Annotated in this window: 18 protein-coding genes; 11 read left to right on the top strand and 7 right to left on the bottom strand. The window is 59.7% G+C overall.

Annotated elements, in window-relative coordinates:
* Positions 1 to 55: 55 nt before the first annotated feature.
* Positions 56 to 463, top strand: a complete 408-nt coding sequence (locus tag MKZ87_RS22830) for an SMI1/KNR4 family protein (protein ID WP_007954245.1) — start codon at positions 56 to 58, stop codon at positions 461 to 463.
* Between the two features lie 21 nt (positions 464 to 484).
* On the opposite strand, the gene MKZ87_RS22825 is transcribed toward MKZ87_RS22830, so the two are convergent.
* Entirely contained in the window at positions 485 to 2,248 is a 1,764-nt protein-coding gene (locus MKZ87_RS22825) for a cation:proton antiporter (protein WP_085696713.1), read from the bottom strand.
* A gap of 282 nt (positions 2,249 to 2,530) precedes the next feature.
* Between MKZ87_RS22825 and MKZ87_RS22820 the strand changes: the two genes are divergently transcribed.
* Complete coding sequence (locus MKZ87_RS22820; RefSeq protein ID WP_003229693.1) at positions 2,531 to 3,013, top strand: acyl-CoA thioesterase; 483 nt, start codon at positions 2,531 to 2,533, stop codon at positions 3,011 to 3,013.
* Positions 3,014 to 3,056: 43 nt separating this feature from the next.
* On the opposite strand, the gene pdxY is transcribed toward MKZ87_RS22820, so the two are convergent.
* Positions 3,057 to 3,929, bottom strand: a complete 873-nt coding sequence (pdxY, locus tag MKZ87_RS22815) for a pyridoxal kinase PdxY (protein ID WP_085696711.1) — start codon at positions 3,927 to 3,929, stop codon at positions 3,057 to 3,059.
* A gap of 117 nt (positions 3,930 to 4,046) precedes the next feature.
* Here pdxY and MKZ87_RS22810 point away from each other — a divergent pair, with 117 nt between their 5' ends.
* Positions 4,047 to 4,460, top strand: coding sequence for a DUF3301 domain-containing protein (locus MKZ87_RS22810; protein WP_085696709.1), 414 nt, complete (start codon positions 4,047 to 4,049; stop codon positions 4,458 to 4,460).
* A 1-nt stretch (position 4,461) separates the two neighbouring features.
* Here MKZ87_RS22810 and MKZ87_RS22805 read toward each other — a convergent pair whose 3' ends face one another.
* Positions 4,462 to 5,433, bottom strand: a complete 972-nt coding sequence (locus MKZ87_RS22805; protein ID WP_266202027.1) for a CobW family GTP-binding protein — start codon at positions 5,431 to 5,433, stop codon at positions 4,462 to 4,464.
* A gap of 25 nt (positions 5,434 to 5,458) precedes the next feature.
* Between MKZ87_RS22805 and MKZ87_RS22800 the strand changes: the two genes are divergently transcribed.
* Positions 5,459 to 5,815, top strand: a complete 357-nt coding sequence (locus MKZ87_RS22800; protein WP_085702275.1) for an NADH:ubiquinone oxidoreductase — start codon at positions 5,459 to 5,461, stop codon at positions 5,813 to 5,815.
* A gap of 4 nt (positions 5,816 to 5,819) precedes the next feature.
* Here MKZ87_RS22800 and MKZ87_RS22795 read toward each other — a convergent pair whose 3' ends face one another.
* Together MKZ87_RS22795 and zigA are read right to left on the bottom strand one after the other, a co-directional pair.
* On the bottom strand, positions 5,820 to 6,470 hold the full coding sequence (locus tag MKZ87_RS22795) for a DUF1826 domain-containing protein (RefSeq protein ID WP_266202026.1): 651 nt from the start codon (positions 6,468 to 6,470) through the stop codon (positions 5,820 to 5,822).
* Positions 6,470 to 7,675 (bottom strand): zinc metallochaperone GTPase ZigA, encoded by a 1,206-nt coding sequence (zigA, locus tag MKZ87_RS22790; protein ID WP_266202025.1) that lies wholly within the window; start codon positions 7,673 to 7,675, stop codon positions 6,470 to 6,472. The genes MKZ87_RS22795 and zigA overlap by 1 nt, the downstream gene beginning before the upstream one ends.
* A gap of 223 nt (positions 7,676 to 7,898) precedes the next feature.
* On the opposite strand from zigA, the gene MKZ87_RS22785 reads away from it, so the two are divergent.
* On the top strand, positions 7,899 to 8,273 hold the full coding sequence (locus MKZ87_RS22785) for a glutamine synthetase (protein ID WP_085696698.1): 375 nt from the start codon (positions 7,899 to 7,901) through the stop codon (positions 8,271 to 8,273).
* On the opposite strand, the gene MKZ87_RS22780 is transcribed toward MKZ87_RS22785, so the two are convergent.
* The gene (locus MKZ87_RS22780; protein ID WP_085696696.1) at positions 8,270 to 9,469 is read right to left on the bottom strand and encodes an N-acetylmuramoyl-L-alanine amidase; all 1,200 of its coding nucleotides are present in this window, start codon (positions 9,467 to 9,469) and stop codon (positions 8,270 to 8,272) included. The genes MKZ87_RS22785 and MKZ87_RS22780 overlap by 4 nt on opposite strands.
* Before the next feature lie 84 nt (positions 9,470 to 9,553).
* Here MKZ87_RS22780 and folE2 point away from each other — a divergent pair, with 84 nt between their 5' ends.
* Genes folE2 through MKZ87_RS22750 form a run of 6 tightly spaced genes read left to right on the top strand, consistent with a single transcriptional unit; the run spans position 9,554 to position 14,766 of the window.
* Complete coding sequence (gene folE2 / locus MKZ87_RS22775) at positions 9,554 to 10,450, top strand: GTP cyclohydrolase FolE2 (RefSeq protein WP_085702271.1); 897 nt, start codon at positions 9,554 to 9,556, stop codon at positions 10,448 to 10,450.
* A complete protein-coding gene (locus MKZ87_RS22770; RefSeq protein WP_085702270.1) occupies positions 10,447 to 11,115 on the top strand; it encodes a metal ABC transporter ATP-binding protein in 669 nt (222 codons plus the stop codon). Before folE2 ends, MKZ87_RS22770 begins: the two co-directional genes overlap by 4 nt.
* A complete protein-coding gene (locus tag MKZ87_RS22765; protein WP_085696690.1) occupies positions 11,115 to 11,981 on the top strand; it encodes a metal ABC transporter permease in 867 nt (288 codons plus the stop codon). Before MKZ87_RS22770 ends, MKZ87_RS22765 begins: the two co-directional genes overlap by 1 nt.
* 11 nt (positions 11,982 to 11,992) lie before the next feature.
* Positions 11,993 to 12,868, top strand: coding sequence for a metal ABC transporter substrate-binding protein (locus MKZ87_RS22760; RefSeq protein ID WP_266202024.1), 876 nt, complete (start codon positions 11,993 to 11,995; stop codon positions 12,866 to 12,868).
* Positions 12,865 to 13,425, top strand: coding sequence for a carbonate dehydratase (locus MKZ87_RS22755; protein ID WP_011336655.1), 561 nt, complete (start codon positions 12,865 to 12,867; stop codon positions 13,423 to 13,425). The genes MKZ87_RS22760 and MKZ87_RS22755 overlap by 4 nt, the downstream gene beginning before the upstream one ends.
* 3 nt (positions 13,426 to 13,428) lie before the next feature.
* On the top strand, positions 13,429 to 14,766 hold the full coding sequence (locus MKZ87_RS22750; protein WP_266202023.1) for a dihydroorotase: 1,338 nt from the start codon (positions 13,429 to 13,431) through the stop codon (positions 14,764 to 14,766).
* Positions 14,767 to 14,811: 45 nt separating this feature from the next.
* Here MKZ87_RS22750 and MKZ87_RS22745 read toward each other — a convergent pair whose 3' ends face one another.
* Positions 14,812 to 15,330 (bottom strand): DUF3617 domain-containing protein, encoded by a 519-nt coding sequence (locus tag MKZ87_RS22745; protein ID WP_007954220.1) that lies wholly within the window; start codon positions 15,328 to 15,330, stop codon positions 14,812 to 14,814.
* Positions 15,331 to 15,389: the final 59 nt, after the last annotated feature.

Here is a 15,389-nt window from a genome sequence, read left to right as displayed (position 1 = left end):
TACTGTATAAACCGGCCCATATGAACCGCGCCATTCAAGCAAGAGGATCCCGGACGTGGAAGAAATCATCGAACAACTGCGCGAAGCCAACGAACCCGTACCGGTTCCCCTGGAGTTGCCTGACGAAGACCAGTTGGTGGAAATCGAAGAAGAGCTCTTCATCAACATCCCGTTCGTCTTCAAAGAGTTTCTGCTGACCGTCAGCGACGTGGTTTACGGCAGCCTGGAGCCGGTGACCGTCACTGACCCGCAATCCCACACCTACCTGCCGGACGTAGCCGCCAATGCCTGGGATGCCGGCGTGCCGCGTGACCTGATCCCGATCTGCCAGGACGGTGACGACTACTACTGCGTCGAAGAAGACGGCACCGTGGTGCTGTGGTCCGGCGAAGAAGAACTGATTACCGAAGAGTCCTGGGAATCGGTCTGGCACTGGGCGCGGGACGTCTGGCTGGAAAGCTGAAACGCCCCTCACCCTGGGAGGTCAATGCCCCGACGACTCCTTGTGGTTGTCGAGGGTTTCCAGCAAGGCCACCTGCATCCGCGTGTGCACCCGGATGAACCAGCGCCAGAGCAGCGCCGCCACGGCGGCCGCGACCACGGCGACCAAGACCAGCAACTTGTTGGTCGGCAAGATACTGGCCGACAAGGCTGCCAGCAGCAGGAAAATCACCAGCAGCGAGATGATCGGGATCACTTCGGCGATTACCCGGCGCACTCGCTGTGTGTGACGCCCGGCCATTTCCGGCTTCACGCCCATCTCCGCCAGCAGCATCGACAGCGCCTTGAGCTTGCGATAGGCCGCGATCAGGAACGGCAACGACACCAGCAATGCCCCGCCCCAGATCAACGCCTTTTGCCAACTCGGATCGCTGATCCAGTCCTGCATCCAGATCGAGAGGCGCCCGGCAAAGAAAGCGCCGGCAAAGAAGATCGCGATCACCAGCGCCAGATTGACCCCGACCTGCAGCAGGATTCGCCGGATCATCGAGGCCAGCATCGCGCCCTCACCCTGCGGCTGAATACTGCGTAACCATTCGCCGTACATTCCGAATACGCGACCGAGACGCTGCGGCATCGCGGCGGACAGCTTGATCGACAGCGGATCGGCAGCCCGGATCAGGTACGGCGTCAGCAACGTGGTAATCACCGAAACCGCCACGGCCACCGGATAAAGGAAGTTGCTGGTGACCTGCAGCGTCATCCCCAGCGCCGCGATGATGAAGGAGAATTCGCCAATCTGCGAAAGCCCCATCCCGACGCGCAGTGAGGTGCGTCCGTCATTACCGGCGATAAAGGCACCGAGGCCGCAGGACAGCATCTTGCCCAGCACCACGGCTACCGTGATGACCGCGATCGGCCACGCATATTGCAGAAGAATCATCGGGTCGAGCATCAGGCCGATGGCGACGAAGAAGATCGCACTGAACAGGTCGCGAACCGGCTCGATCAGGCGCTCGATTTTCAGCAGTTGCCGCGACTCGGCCATGATTGCGCCGATCAGGAACGCCCCGAGCACCATGCTGTACTCGAGCTTGACCACCAGCAGGCAGAAGCCGAAACACAGGCCCAGCACGGTGATCAGCAGCATTTCGTTGCTTTCGAACTTCGCCACGTAGGCCAACAGTCGTGGCACCAACAGGATGCCGACGACCAACGCGACGATCATGAACAGTGAGAGCTTGCCCACTGTGGAAAACACTTCACCGGAACTTACCGTGCCGCTGACCGCAATGCTCGACAGCAAGGCGATGATGCCGATGCCGAGAATGTCCTCGACGATCAGCACGCCGAAGATCAGCTGCGCGAAGCGCTCGTTTTTCATCTTCAGGTCATTGAGCGCCTTGACGATGATGGTGGTCGAGGAAATCGCCAGGATTGCGCCGAGGAACAGCGAATCCATGGTGTTCCAGTCGAACCAGCGGCCGATTTCGTAGCCGATCCAGATCATCAGGACAATTTCCAGGAACGCCGCGATAAATGCCGTGGCGCCGACCTTGAACAGCTTGCGCAGGCTGAACTCCAGGCCCAGGCAGAACATCAGGAAAATCACCCCGAGCTCGGCGAGGGTCTTGATGGTTTCCTCGTCGTGGATCAGGCCGAACGGCGGCGTGTGCGGGCCGATGATGAAGCCGGCGACGATGTAGCCGAGCACTACTGGCTGCTTGAAGCGGTGAAACAGAACGGTCACCACACCTGCGACCAACATGATCACCGCCAGATCCTGAATAAAGCTGATGGCATGCATGGTGTGGGCTCCTTGAATGACGAGTCTCACGCAGGCATGGGAAATGTCTGGGCGAGCTGAGTAAAAATCCGCTTTGGGTGTAGGAATCGCCCTTGGAGAGGCGCTTTTGCAGGGTAACACCGCGACTTCCGGCTGAAAGGCGGTGCAATATATGGAAACAGATCGATTCGGGCGTGACGGCGGCCAGTTGCCTGGCGTCCCGATAACGGTGCTTTTGAAAAGCGACCAGGCACCCGCAGAGGTGTTTCTTTCAGCAACCCTGCCTTGACCCGTGAGAACGTTATGGAACCCGGAAACGCCCAGCTGTCGATGACGGTACTGATGACCCCCGACATGGCCAACTTCTCTGGCAATGTCCACGGCGGCACCCTGCTCAAATACCTCGACGAAGTGGCCTACGCCTGCGCCAGCCGCTATGCCGGCCGCTACGTGGTGACCCTGTCGGTGGATCAGGTGATTTTCCGCGAGCCGATCCACGTCGGCGAGCTGGTGACCTTCCTGGCGTCGGTGAACTACACCGGCAATACCTCGATGGAAGTCGGCATCAAAGTGGTGACCGAAAACATCCGCGAGCGCTCGGTGCGCCACACCAACAGCTGCTTCTTCACCATGGTTGCGGTGGACGATCAGCGCAAACCCGCCGCCGTACCGCCGCTGCAACCTCAGAACAGCGAAGACAAACGTCGCTACATGCAGGCGCAGCAACGCCGGCAGATCCGTCAGGAGCTGGAAAAGCGCTATCAGGAAATCAAGGGCGACGCCTGATTGAAAGCGCGCTCGCGGACCCCGTCCGCGAGCGCGGCAATGATCAGAGACTGATCGGCGTAGCCTCGAATTTCACCCGAGGATGCGCAATCCGGTCCTGCGCCCGCACCAATTGCAACTCGTAACTGGCGCAAGCCTGAGTTTCCAGAAGCACCTCATGCACCGCCGCTGCGGTGAATTCGAACGCCGCCACCAGACTGTCGCCGAGCAGCACGCGCGCCAGGAACAGGCCGGACGTGAGATCGCCCACTCCCACCGGCTGACGCGGAAACGCCAGCAGCGGACGCCGCAGATGCCAGCTGCCCTCGGCCGTCACCAGCAGCATCTCAAAGCCATCCGCCGGCTTGCCCGGATAATCCAGATGTTTGACCAGCACCGCTTTCGGCCCACGTGCCAGCAGCGCCCGCGCCATCGCAAGGCAATCGAACAGCGACTGCGGCTTGCGCCCGGCGAAGCTGTCCAGCTCCAACTGGTTCGGACACATGAAATCCGCAACGGCGGCGGCCTCTTCCAGCAGAAACTCACTGACCTCGGCAGGAACGCTGCAACCCTTTTCCGGATGCCCCATCACCGGGTCGCACAGGTAAAGGGCTTTCGGGTTAACCGCTTTGATCCGCTCGATGCCACTGAGAATCGCCCGGCCCTGCGCCGCACTGCCGAGATAGCCGGACAGCACCGCGTCGCAATTACCCAACTCACCGATGGCGGCGATGCCTTCGACCAGCTCGGGGATCCGCTGCGGCACGAGCACTTCTCCGGCCCACTGGCCGTACTGGGTGTGGTTGGAGAACTGCACGGTATTGAGCGGCCAGACATTCACCCCGACCCGCTGCATCGGAAAAACCGCAGCGCTATTGCCGGCGTGGCCGAACACCACATGGGACTGGATGGCGAGCAGATGAGGCGTACGTTTCATTCGGGTTTTTCCGTAAAACGATTGAAATTCAAGCCGCGCAGTATGCGACGAAACGCAGCCTGTACGACAGACCGGCGACGCAGTTAAGCTGACGCCATCATTTGGAGTTTCGTGTTGATGCTCACCCTGGAAAACATTTTCGTGCTGATGCTGTTCGCCGTCGCCGGTGCGTGGCTTTGGCACAACCACGGCTTGCGCGAGCGGGCGCTGGAGCGGGTCAAACAGCATTGCGTGAATGTCGGCGTCGAGTTGCTCGACGGTAACGTGGCGCTGAAGAAGATCGGCCTGATCAAGGACGCCAGTGGCCGGCGACGCCTGGCCCGGGTCTACAATTTCGAATTTACCGTGACCGGCGAAACCCGGCACAACGGCACCATCACCCAGTTCGGAGCACACAGCGCCCAGATCGAGCTGGCGCCCTACCCGGCGCCGTTCGATGACTCACCGCCCGTGGTGGAAGTGACCAAGCCGCGTGGTGAAGTGATCGAGCTGAGCCAATGGCGTCAGGAACACACCAAGTGGAAGCCTTGAATCAGCTCGTCTGAAGCCGGCACTGAGCCAGCGCAGCCTGTAATTCACCGACCGCTTGTGGCTCGTCGAAAATCAGCTCGATCCGGGAGTCCTTGCGCCATTCACTGGGCAGCCAGCTGAGCTCGGCATTGTCCAGCGCATTGGCTGACTGCCAGCCGTCCGGGCTGTGAATCACCAGTTTGGCCCGGCGCCAGTTCAGACTTTTCAGCCATTGGGTAATCCCCGATACATCGAATACCTGGCTCGGATGCCAGCGCCAACCGATACTCCAGCCACCTTCCTGCCCCTGACTCAGACAGATCGGCAACGCCGGATCGCTCCAGATGGCCGGCATCTGCGCCAGCCCTTGGGGCACGATCAACTTATCCACACCTGCTTGCGCCTGTACCGCCAGACCCGGCAATTCGCTGAGCGGCAACATTGCCTGCTGCGTCCAGATCAGTCGGGCAGGCGGCAACTGTCGGCTGATTCGCTCGCGCGTGGTCTCGTCGAGGTTTTCCGCCTTGTTCAACAGCAGCAGGCCTGCACTGGCCAAAGCCTCTTGCTGCGCGTCCGGCAACGGTTTGCCTGCGGCGAGAGCCTTGGCGTCCAGTACCAGCACGCAAGGCTGTACGGCGAGTACGCCTTGCCACGGCGCCTCGTTCAGCTGGTTCAGCAACTGCGCCGGATGCCCGAGCCCCGAGGGCTCGATGAACAACCGATCCGGCCGCGCCTTGCGCAACAAACGCCCCAGACCAATCTGGAACGGCGCCCCGTTCACGCAACACAAACAGCCCCCGGCCACTTCACCCAGTGCGATACCATCGGCGTCGCGGGTCAACAGCGCAGCGTCGAGCCCGATCTGGCCGAACTCATTGATCAGCACCGCCCAGCGCTCGCCCGCCGGTCGCTGAGCCATGAGCTGGCGGATCAGGCTGGTCTTGCCCGCGCCCAAGGGGCCGGCGATGACGTGGGTGGGAATGTTCTGCAACATGATCAAGGTTTTCTGGAGGTCGAAGATGCGGTGGATGGGGTGGTCGTTGCTGTTGATGCTGATGTCCGGCGAGGCTTTGGCACAGGCCTGCGTGGTGCACAGCCAGGCGGAGCGGCTTGACGTGAAAGTCTGCCAGCAAAATCGCAACATCCCGGAAAAACTCTTCAACGACGGCTTCTGCCAGCCGACCCTGGCCGGGCAGAAAGTCGAAGTTCAATACGTCGACCATTGCCCCGTCGGCGCATTCGGCGTGTGCAGCAACGCGCAAGTCGCCAATATGCCTTATCGCCAGGATATCCACTATTACGGCGTTGCCACCGATGCGGCGTATTTGCAGCCCTATTGCGAGGCTCAGAGCCAGGGGAAATGGCTCAAGCCCTGAGGTGCTAGCCGAGCCAGTCGAGGGTCAGCATCAGCCGCCGCTCACCGGGCGCCGGCTGCGGCGAGCGGTGGATCAGCCCGAAACCTTCGTTGCCGTGCCATTTTTCGCCTTTGAGCAATGCCACCTCGCCCCGATTCAATTGCTGAATACGTGACGTTTCCTGCAGCTCGGCTTGCGGTTGGCCAAGTTGCCGACGGTCCATCTGCCCTTCCCTTAGCCATTCACTGCCGACACCTGCATACGTCGTGATCAATCGCACCGGCACATGATCGACGTGAAAACGCGGACACATGGCCTTGTCCAATACCCGCAGACGCAAACCGATCCGCCGTGCACCCAACAGGCAGGCGAAGGCACTGATCAACCATTTCAGGTCGGCGATAAACCCTTCGTAACCCTCCAGATCACGAAAACCGCTGGCCAGTCCCGTGAGATCCGGCTCTGCGTCATCGTCCGGCAATTCCAGGCACAGCGCCTCTGCGTAAGGTTCGTTCAGAGAAAGTAACAGGTCCGCAAATTCGGAAATGTGCAGCGGAAGCTGGCGTTGCCAGACCGCGAGGTTGGTCTCGTCGTCAAGAATGTCCGCCAGCGTCTGCGGGGTCTGGCCGAACGATTGATGACGCGTGCAGCCGGGCAGCGGTTTCAGGGCGAGCATCAGGCCACCTCGTCGTGCCAGGAGCCAAAGGGATCGTGCAGTTGTCGCCAGCCTTGAGTACCGAGCGCCATTTCGGCATCGGTCAGCAGGCAATCATCCAGTTCCGACGACAGCTGTGCGAAATCTATGTTCTGCCCGATAAACACCAGCTCCTGGCGACAATCGCCTACGCTGGCGATCCAGTTTTCCATGATCGCGGCGGTACTTTCCTGATCCTGTGGCCATTGTTCTTTTGGCACGAAGCGCCACCAGCGCCCGGCGAAACCGTGGCGCATCAGGCCTCCGGCCTGGGACCAGCTGCCGGCGTCGGTGGGTTTGCTGGCCAGCCAGAAGAAGCCTTTGGAGCGCAGCAGTTTGCCGTTTACCCAAGGGCGATCGATGAAGTCGAAAAAGCGCTGTGGATGAAAGGGCCGACGCGCCCGATAGGCTGTGGATGCGATGCCGTACTCCTCGGTTTCCGGCACATGTTTCCCACGCAGTTCCTGCAGCCAGCCCGGGGCCTGGGCGGCTTTTTCGAAGTCGAAACGACCGGTATTGAGAATTTTCTCCAGCGGTACTTCACCCATGACCATCGGGATGATCTCGGCCTGAGCGTTGAGACGTCTGAGAATGGCCATCAGCTCCTCCCGCTCGCGACTGCTGATCAGGTCGATCTTGCTGATCAACAGAACGTCGGCGAACTCGATCTGTTCGATCAGCAGATCGGTGATCGAACGCTCATCCTCTTCACCGAGAAATTCGCCACGGGAAGCGAGATTTTCAGCAGCCTGGTAGTCCGGCAGGAAATTCATGCCGTCGACTACAGTGACCATAGTGTCGAGGCGAGCGATGTCGGCAAGGCTTTGCCCCTGCTCATCGCGGAAGGTGAACGTCTCGGCCACTGGCAATGGCTCGGAGATTCCAGTGGATTCGATCAGCAGGTAATCGAAACGGCCTTCACGAGCCAGCTGGCTGACCTCTTCAAGCAGGTCTTCGCGTAACGTACAGCAGATACAGCCGTTGCTCATTTCCACGAGCTTCTCTTCGGCACGATTCAGGCTGACATCACGCTGGACTTCGCTGCCATCGATATTGATCTCGCTCATATCGTTGACAATAACGGCAACGCGCAGATCGTCTCTGTTACGTAGTACGTAATTCAAAAGTGTACTTTTTCCGGCGCCGAGGAAGCCGGACAAAACGGTCACGGGAAGTCGGGAAGACATTGGATAAACCTCATCAGACGTTCGCTAAACAGCGCTGAAAGCTCTCGGGGCTAGCGTTCTTGGGCTTCGATAAGATCACCTGGGAAGCGGACGCTTGAAAAAGAAGCCACGAAAAGCCTTGTCTGAATAATGTTATAGTATAACAACTAATTCAATCTACTCTCTTCTTGCCCAAAGTGACAAAGGGCCGGAAGCTGCAATCAGTTTGTCGCCGAGTGACGTCATGGAAACCGTGCTGAAGTACTCGCTTATCTGCCTGGCAATGCTGACGCTGAGTGCCGAAGCACAAGTGCCGGGGCTCGCCAACTGCACACGCAGCGCAAACCTGTTGGCTTGCATTGATGCCAACGGCAACGCCTATAGCGTCAACACCGTCGGCAGCACAATTTACGTGCGCGGATTCGAGAAAGCGGGCAACCGCTACTGGGCACAAACCAATAGCCGTTATGGGCAACTCACGTTCTTCACCGGCATCGCTTCTGATGGAGAAGCCTGGGTTGGCTACAACCGGCGCGTAGGCTGGACGACGATCAATCGGTTCTCCAGCTCCGGCGGCAGCAGTGCGAAGTTCACCTGCAGCCGGATCATCGGGTGTTAAACCCGTGATCCTTTCTGCTCTTGTTGCCAGGCCATGTAGCTGTCGATGGGTGGATTTTTCTGGAAATAGCGCTGCAAGCCGTCAAACAAACCATCAGCCACGGCCTGTTGATGACGCGCCGTCACCAGGCGCTGACTGTCCCGCGCGTTGGAAATGAACCCGGTTTCCACAAGAATTGACGGCACGTCCGGTGATTTCAGAACAGCAAATCCAGCCTGTTCCACGCGCTTTTGGTGCAGCGTGGTGATGCCGGCCAGACTGCTCAGCACTGTGCTTCCGAGTTGCAAACTGGCAGCGAGGGTCGCGTTCATCGACATGTCGAGAATCACGCCAGCAAGCATCGGATCCTTGTCCTTGAGATTGAGCAGGCTGGTTGCACCGAGCAGATCCACGCCGTTCTCACGCTGCGCCATGAACCGTGCGGTGGCGGACGTAGCACCGCCTTCGGACAAGCAATACACCGACGCCCCGGAAGCCGTCAGACGTGGCGCAGCATCGGCGTGTACCGAAATGAACATGTCGGCCTTGTGCTGACGGGCTATCTCTACACGTTTGCGCAACGGGACGAAGAAATCGTCGTTACGGACCAGCTTCACATCAAAGCCTTTCTCTCGCTTGAGTCTTCGTGCGAGCAGTCGCGCAATGGACAGAACTACATCCTTTTCCCGCTCGCCTTTGGCGCCGATTGCACCTGGATCTTTCCCGCCATGACCCGGGTCGACTACCACCATGATGTCGCGCTTGGGATGGGATTTTTCTTGTGGTGTTTCACGTGGAACGCTTGCCGGAAGCTCTGCCGGAGCTCCCATCAAGTCCAAAACCAAGCGGTGACCTTGTCCATCCTGAGGCGCCAGCAAGAAAGAATTAAGCTGAACCGGACTGCTTAAATCCAGCACGATCCGGGTGTTTCCTTGGCCAAAATGGCCGGAGCGAATCGAGCGAATCGGGGTGCCGGATAACGCTAATTGGCTGAAATCGCCATCCAGGCTCGCCCCGCTCAAATCGATAATCAAGCGTTCAGGCGTACTCAAAGTGAATGTCTTGTAGCTCACAGGCCCGCTTAGATCGAATACCAGCCGAAGCTTTTCATCCGAACGCCAAAGCCGAGCATTCCGTATCTGCGCGGCGGGCACTGAAAAAGGCAAAACAAAGGCCGCGCTGGCCAGCATCAAGTTGAGCAAGTGGCGTCTGTGCATATGAAAGCCTGTTCATGAAAAAGGCATCGTGGTTTGAATTGTTATAATGTAACATCAAATCCAATAACCATCATGGAACTGCTCATGAACGCGCTGACTTTGCCGGATGTCGCGGCTCAAGCCGCTCGCCAGGCCCTGCCTCTCGAATGGGTGGGGATGTGCGGCATCGCTTTACCTGTGTTTATCGAAGGCCAGCGCCTGGCCGCAAAAGCGGATGCAGGCGTCAGTCTTGATGATGGAGACGCACGCGGCATTCACATGTCGCGACTGTATCTGGGGCTGGAAACGCTGGAGCAGCAGAATCTTTCGCCGGCCCTTCTGCGACAAGTTCTGCAACGCTTCCTCGACAGCCACGAAGAGCTCTCCGACGCCGCCTATCTCAATATCCACGCTGATTTACTGCTCAGAAGGCCGGCATTGGTCAGCCCGTTGGCAGGATGGAAAACCTATCCGGTCACTGTTTCAGCCCAGCTAAAAAACAAAGTGTTCCACGTGGAACTGAAAATTAACGTCGCGTACTCCTCAACTTGCCCCTGTTCCGCGGCATTGGCGAGGCAGTTGATCCAGCAACAATTCGTCGACGATTTCGCCAACAAACCGCTGCAACACGCCGATGTGTTGGCGTGGTTGGGCTCGACCCAAGGCATTGTCGCCACACCTCACAGTCAACGCAGTACTGCGCAGTTGCATCTACATCTGGATGAATTCATTGATGAACTGCCGCTGACATCCATCATCAACGACGCCGAAGCAGCCCTCGGCACCGCTGTACAAACCGCTGTAAAACGCGCCGACGAACAAGCCTTCGCCCTCGCAAACGGCCAGAACCTGATGTTCTGCGAAGATGCTGCCCGCCGCCTGAACCAGACACTGCGCCGCTCACCGGGTGTCAGCGAATTCCATGTTCGAGTTATCCACGCCGAAAGCCTTCACGCTCACGACGCCGTCGCCGAGAGTCATTGGAGCCGGGAGCAGCCATGATTCGTTGCCAGAATCTGAGCTGGGGAGCACCCGGCCAACCGCTTACCGCGCCGCTTGACCTAAAGCTGGAAAGCGGCAGCCTGACGGCAATCATCGGCGTCAACGGCAGCGGCAAAAGCAGCCTGCTCAAAGTCATCGCCGGGTTACAGCGACCATTGGCCGGCAAGGTCGAACTGAGTGTTCCACGCCAAAGCGGTTTGTCCTTCCTGCCTCAACAGCAGCATCTGGATCGACAGTTCCCGATCAGCCTCCAGGAATTGGTGGCTGCAGGTTTTTGGGGACGCCGACTGTCATCGCAACTCAGGGCTCAACGTCTTGAATCCGCACTCGAAGATTGGCACCTCAGTGGGTTGGAACATCGTCCCCTGATGGCCCTCTCCGGCGGAGAACTGCAACGCGCCCTGCTCGCCCGATTGAGCCTGGCCGACACACCGTTGCTGCTGCTCGACGAACCTCATGCCGCACTCGACGAACTGGGCCAGACATTGCTGTGGCAACACCTGCACGCCTGGCATGAGCAGGGACGAACCCTGGTCGTGGTTTGCCATGACCTTGCCGCCGTACGCCAACACATTCCACAAACCTTGCTGATCAAACCGAGCGGCTGCGCATTCGGCAGCAGCGTCGACCTCATCCAGCAAACGCCTCACACGCAGGTGGCCTGATGCTCACGCTCAGTCATTTATGGCAGCCGTTCCACGAGTTCGTCTTCATGCGTCGGGCCTTGCTGGGCGGTCTGGTATTGGCGTGCAGCACTGCACCACTGGGCGTTTTCCTGATCCTGCGGCGGATGAGCCTGATCGGTGATGCCGTCGCCCACGGCATTCTCCCCGGCGCCGCATTGGGGTTCTGGTTCGCCGGGCTGAGTCTTCCCGCGCTGACCCTCGGCGGACTCGGTGCCGGGCTGAGCATGGCCGGACTCGCCGCGTGGATCACTCGACGCACCGGCCTGCGCGAAGACGCCAGCCTCGCGGCCATCTATCCCATCTCGCTGGCGAGCGGCGTGCTGATTCTCGGCATCGCCGGCAAGCGACTGGATTTGCTGCACCTGCTGTTCGGCTCTGCACTGGCGGTCGACGGGCCAACCCTTAACGGCATGTTGTGGGTATCAGCGCTTAGCCTGATGGCCATGGCATTAATCTACAAACCCTTGCTCCTCGACACGCTCGATCCGTTTTTCCTGCGTACGGTCAGCCGACTCGGCCCCGTCGCCCATGGCGTGTTCCTGACGCTGGTGGTGCTCAACCTGGTGATCGGTTTCCAGGCCATCGGCGCCCTGATGGTGGTCGGTCTGATGATGCTGCCAGCCGCCGCCTCACGCTTCTGGAGTCGACGCCTGCCGATCCTGATCGCCATCGCCGCGCTCATTGGCTGCGCATCGGTATGGCTCGGTCTGTTGCTGTCGTTCTACTACTCGCTGCCCAGCGGCCCGGCCATCGTGCTGGTCGCCGGTGGCGGCTATGTGTTTTCCGTGGTGTTCGGACCGGTTCACGGTCTGTTGCGCCGCCCGCCTTTGCTCACATCCCAATGAGGTGTTTCCCGATGCGCGCTCTACTCGTGCTGTTCAGCCTGATGCTGTCGATGTCGTTATCGGCGGCGGAAAAACTGCCGGTGGTCACCAGTTTCAGCATCCTTGCCGACATGGTGCATCAGGTCGGCGGTGAGCATATCCAGATCACCAACATGGTCGGCCCTGACGCTGATGCCCACACTTACGAACCCACTCCGGATGACGCCAAGGCCCTGCTCAAGGCGAAACTGATCGTCAAGAACGGGCTGGGTTTCGAGCCTTGGCTGGATCGGCTGGTCGCCAGCACCAACACAAGAGCCCCAGTGATCAGTGCCAGTCGCGGCGTGATTCCGCGCTCGCTGGATGAGGACGGCGAAACCGTCCCCGACCCTCACGCCTGGCACAACCTGGCAAACGCCGAGCTGTACGTTGCCAACATTACCAAGGCGCTGATCGCTGCTGATCCGGCCAACAAAGCCGACTACGAGCGCAACAGACAGGCCTACCTGAAACAGATCTACGCCCTCCTCGCCCAAGCGAAAACCAAGCTCGGTTCACTGCCGCCGGGCAACCGCAAGATCGTCACCAGCCATGACGCCTTCGGTTATCTCGGTCAGGCCTACGGCATCGACTTCATGGCGCCACAAGGACTGTCCACCGAACGCGAACCTTCTGCTGCCGAAGTCGCCGCGCTGATCACCCAGATCCGCCAGGCCAAGGTCAAAGCGGTGTTCATGGAAAACATCAAGGACGCGCGCCTGCTGAAACAGATCGCCGACGAAAGCGGCGCACACATCGGCGGCACGCTGTACTCCGACGCCCTCGCCGCCAACGGTCCGGCCAGTACCTTCACCGGGCTGTTCGAATACAACCTCAACACTCTCTACCAAGCCCTGAGCCAGCCATGATCCGAAAAAATCCTTCCGGTGATTTGCCGCAGATTGCCGAGTCTGCCTACGTCGATAAAACCGCGATCATTTGCGGCAAAGTGGTGATCGGCGAAAACGTTTTCGTCGGCCCTTACGCGGTGATCCGCGCTGATGAAGTGGACGCCACGGGCGAGATGGAACCGATCACCATCGGCGCCAATTCGAACATCCAGGACGGCGTGGTGATCCACTCCAAATCCGGCGCAGCGGTGACCATCGGCGAATTCAGCTCCATCGCCCACCGTTCGATCGTGCATGGCCCGTGCACGGTCGGCGACCGCGTTTTCATCGGCTTCAACAGCGTGCTGTTCAACTGCGTGGTCGGTAACGGTTGCGTGGTGCGGCACAACTCGGTGGTCGACGGCCGGGACCTGCCGGACGCGTTCTACGTGCCCTCCACCACCCGCATCGGCCCGGGTACCGACCTCTCGCAATTCCCGCCGGTGAGCGTCAGCGCCTCGGAGTTTTCCGAAGACGTGGCGCGTACCAACGTCGACCTGGTGCGCGGCTACAAAGCCTTGCAGAACGAGTTCTGAATCATGAGCAGTGTGTTGATTCGCAATGCGCGGCTGGTGAACGAAGGTCGTCAGTTCGACGCCGATCTGTTGGTCAGCAACGGGCGTATCATCAAGATCGCCGGCAGCATCGAAGGTGAAAACGCGACCCGTGAAATCGACGCCAACGGCCAATGGTTGCTGCCGGGAATGATTGACGACCAGGTGCATTTTCGCGAGCCGGGTGCGCCGGCCAAGGGCAGCATCCACACCGAATCCCGTGCAGCCGTGGTTGGGGGCATCACCAGTTTCATGGACATGCCCAACACCAACCCTGCCACGCTGACCCTTGAAGCGCTGGCCGACAAAAAGCGCCGGGCAGCGATCACCTCGGTGGCCAACTACGGTTTTCACTTCGGGGTCAGTCACGACAATCTGGACACCGTCGCGGCGCTCAATCCCTGTGAAGTGGCCGGTGTGAAAGTGTTCATGGGCGCGTCCACCGGCAACATGCTGGTGGACGACCCGAACACCCTCGAGCGCCTGTTCGCGCAAGTGCCGACGATTCTGCTGGCCCACTGTGAACACACGCCGAGCATCGAAGTGAATGCCAGGAGTCTGCGTGAGCGCTACGGCAATCATTTGCCAGCCGATGCCCACGCGCTGATCCGCAATGCGGATACCTGCTTTCGTTCGTCGTCTCTGGCAGTGGATCTGGCGAAACGTCATGGCACTCGTCTGCTCGTCCTGCACCTGACCACGGCCCGCGAACTGGCGTTGTTCGAAGACAAGCCGCTGTCGCAAAAACGCATCACCGCCGAAGTCTGCCTGCACCATCTACTGTTCGATGACCGTGACTATCCGACCCTCGGCAACCTGATCAAATGCAATCCGGCGATCAAGTCCCAAAGCGATCGCGACGCCCTGCGCCAGGCACTGCTAAGCAATCGGCTGGACGTGATCGGCAGCGATCATGCGCCGCACACCTGGGCGGAAAAACAGCAAGCGTATGAACAGGCGCCGTCCGGGCTGCCACTGGTGCAACACGCGCTGCCGGCGTTGTTGGAACTGGTGGCGGATGGCGTGCTGCCGATCACCACACTGGTGGCCAAGACCAGTCACCGGGTGGCGGATCTGTTTGCCATTCCGGATCGCGGCTATTTGCGTGAGGGGTATTGGGCGGATCTGGTGTTGGTGCAACCGGAGCCCAAGGGTGTCGCGGTGTCACGCCAGCCGGTTCTGTCGCAATGCGGCTGGACGCCGTTCGCTCAGCGCAGCTTTCGGCATCGGGTCAGCACGACGGTGGTATCGGGGCAGATTGCGTGGCATGACCATCGGATCCATGACAACTGTCAGGGATTGCCGCTGCGGTTCATGCGCTGAAAAAAACCGCCTCCACTCGATGTGGAGGCGGTTTCGACAGTAACGTTACGCTCTCGGTTTGACCGTACCGCAATCCTGACCCAGCCAGACTGCCCGGGTTTCCAGACTGCCCTTCTGGTTGATCCCGATGGCGTTGAAAGTACCGTTGGCGACGGTGGTGAACTCGCGGTCACTGAGGAACGTCGCAACACCGGTGCCTTGGGCTTTCGGGCAACTGAAGCGGAATTTCCACTGGTTGCCGACACGCTCGGTGATCTGCTGCTTGCAGCCCGACTGTGGATCCGCCAGTGGAATATCGTTGGTCGCCACCTGCTGCGGCGTCAGACAGGCGCGAATGCCCTTGCCGCCGATGTTGATCCCCTGCTTCTCCAGTTCAGCCCGTTGTTGCGGAGTGATCTGGCCCTGAATCTGGCCGAGGATCGACTGCACATCCATCACCTGATCATCGACCTTCACATTGCTCGACGTCATTTCCCACAACCCCGGCTGCAGCATTTGCGCCTGAGCAACCACCGGCAAGGCCAAACCCAGGCCCAGCGCCAAACCCAGCAGACGAACGTTCATTGAAAAACTCCTGATCAGTAGTGGCCGTTAGACGCCGGCCGCCTGTTTCGGTTCATGGC

This window comes from Pseudomonas sp. MCal1 (assembly GCF_026341415.1).
Lineage (GTDB): Bacteria > Pseudomonadota > Gammaproteobacteria > Pseudomonadales > Pseudomonadaceae > Aquipseudomonas.
The sequence above is the reverse complement of the archived record's forward strand: the minus strand, read 5'-3'. Positions and strand labels throughout refer to the sequence as shown.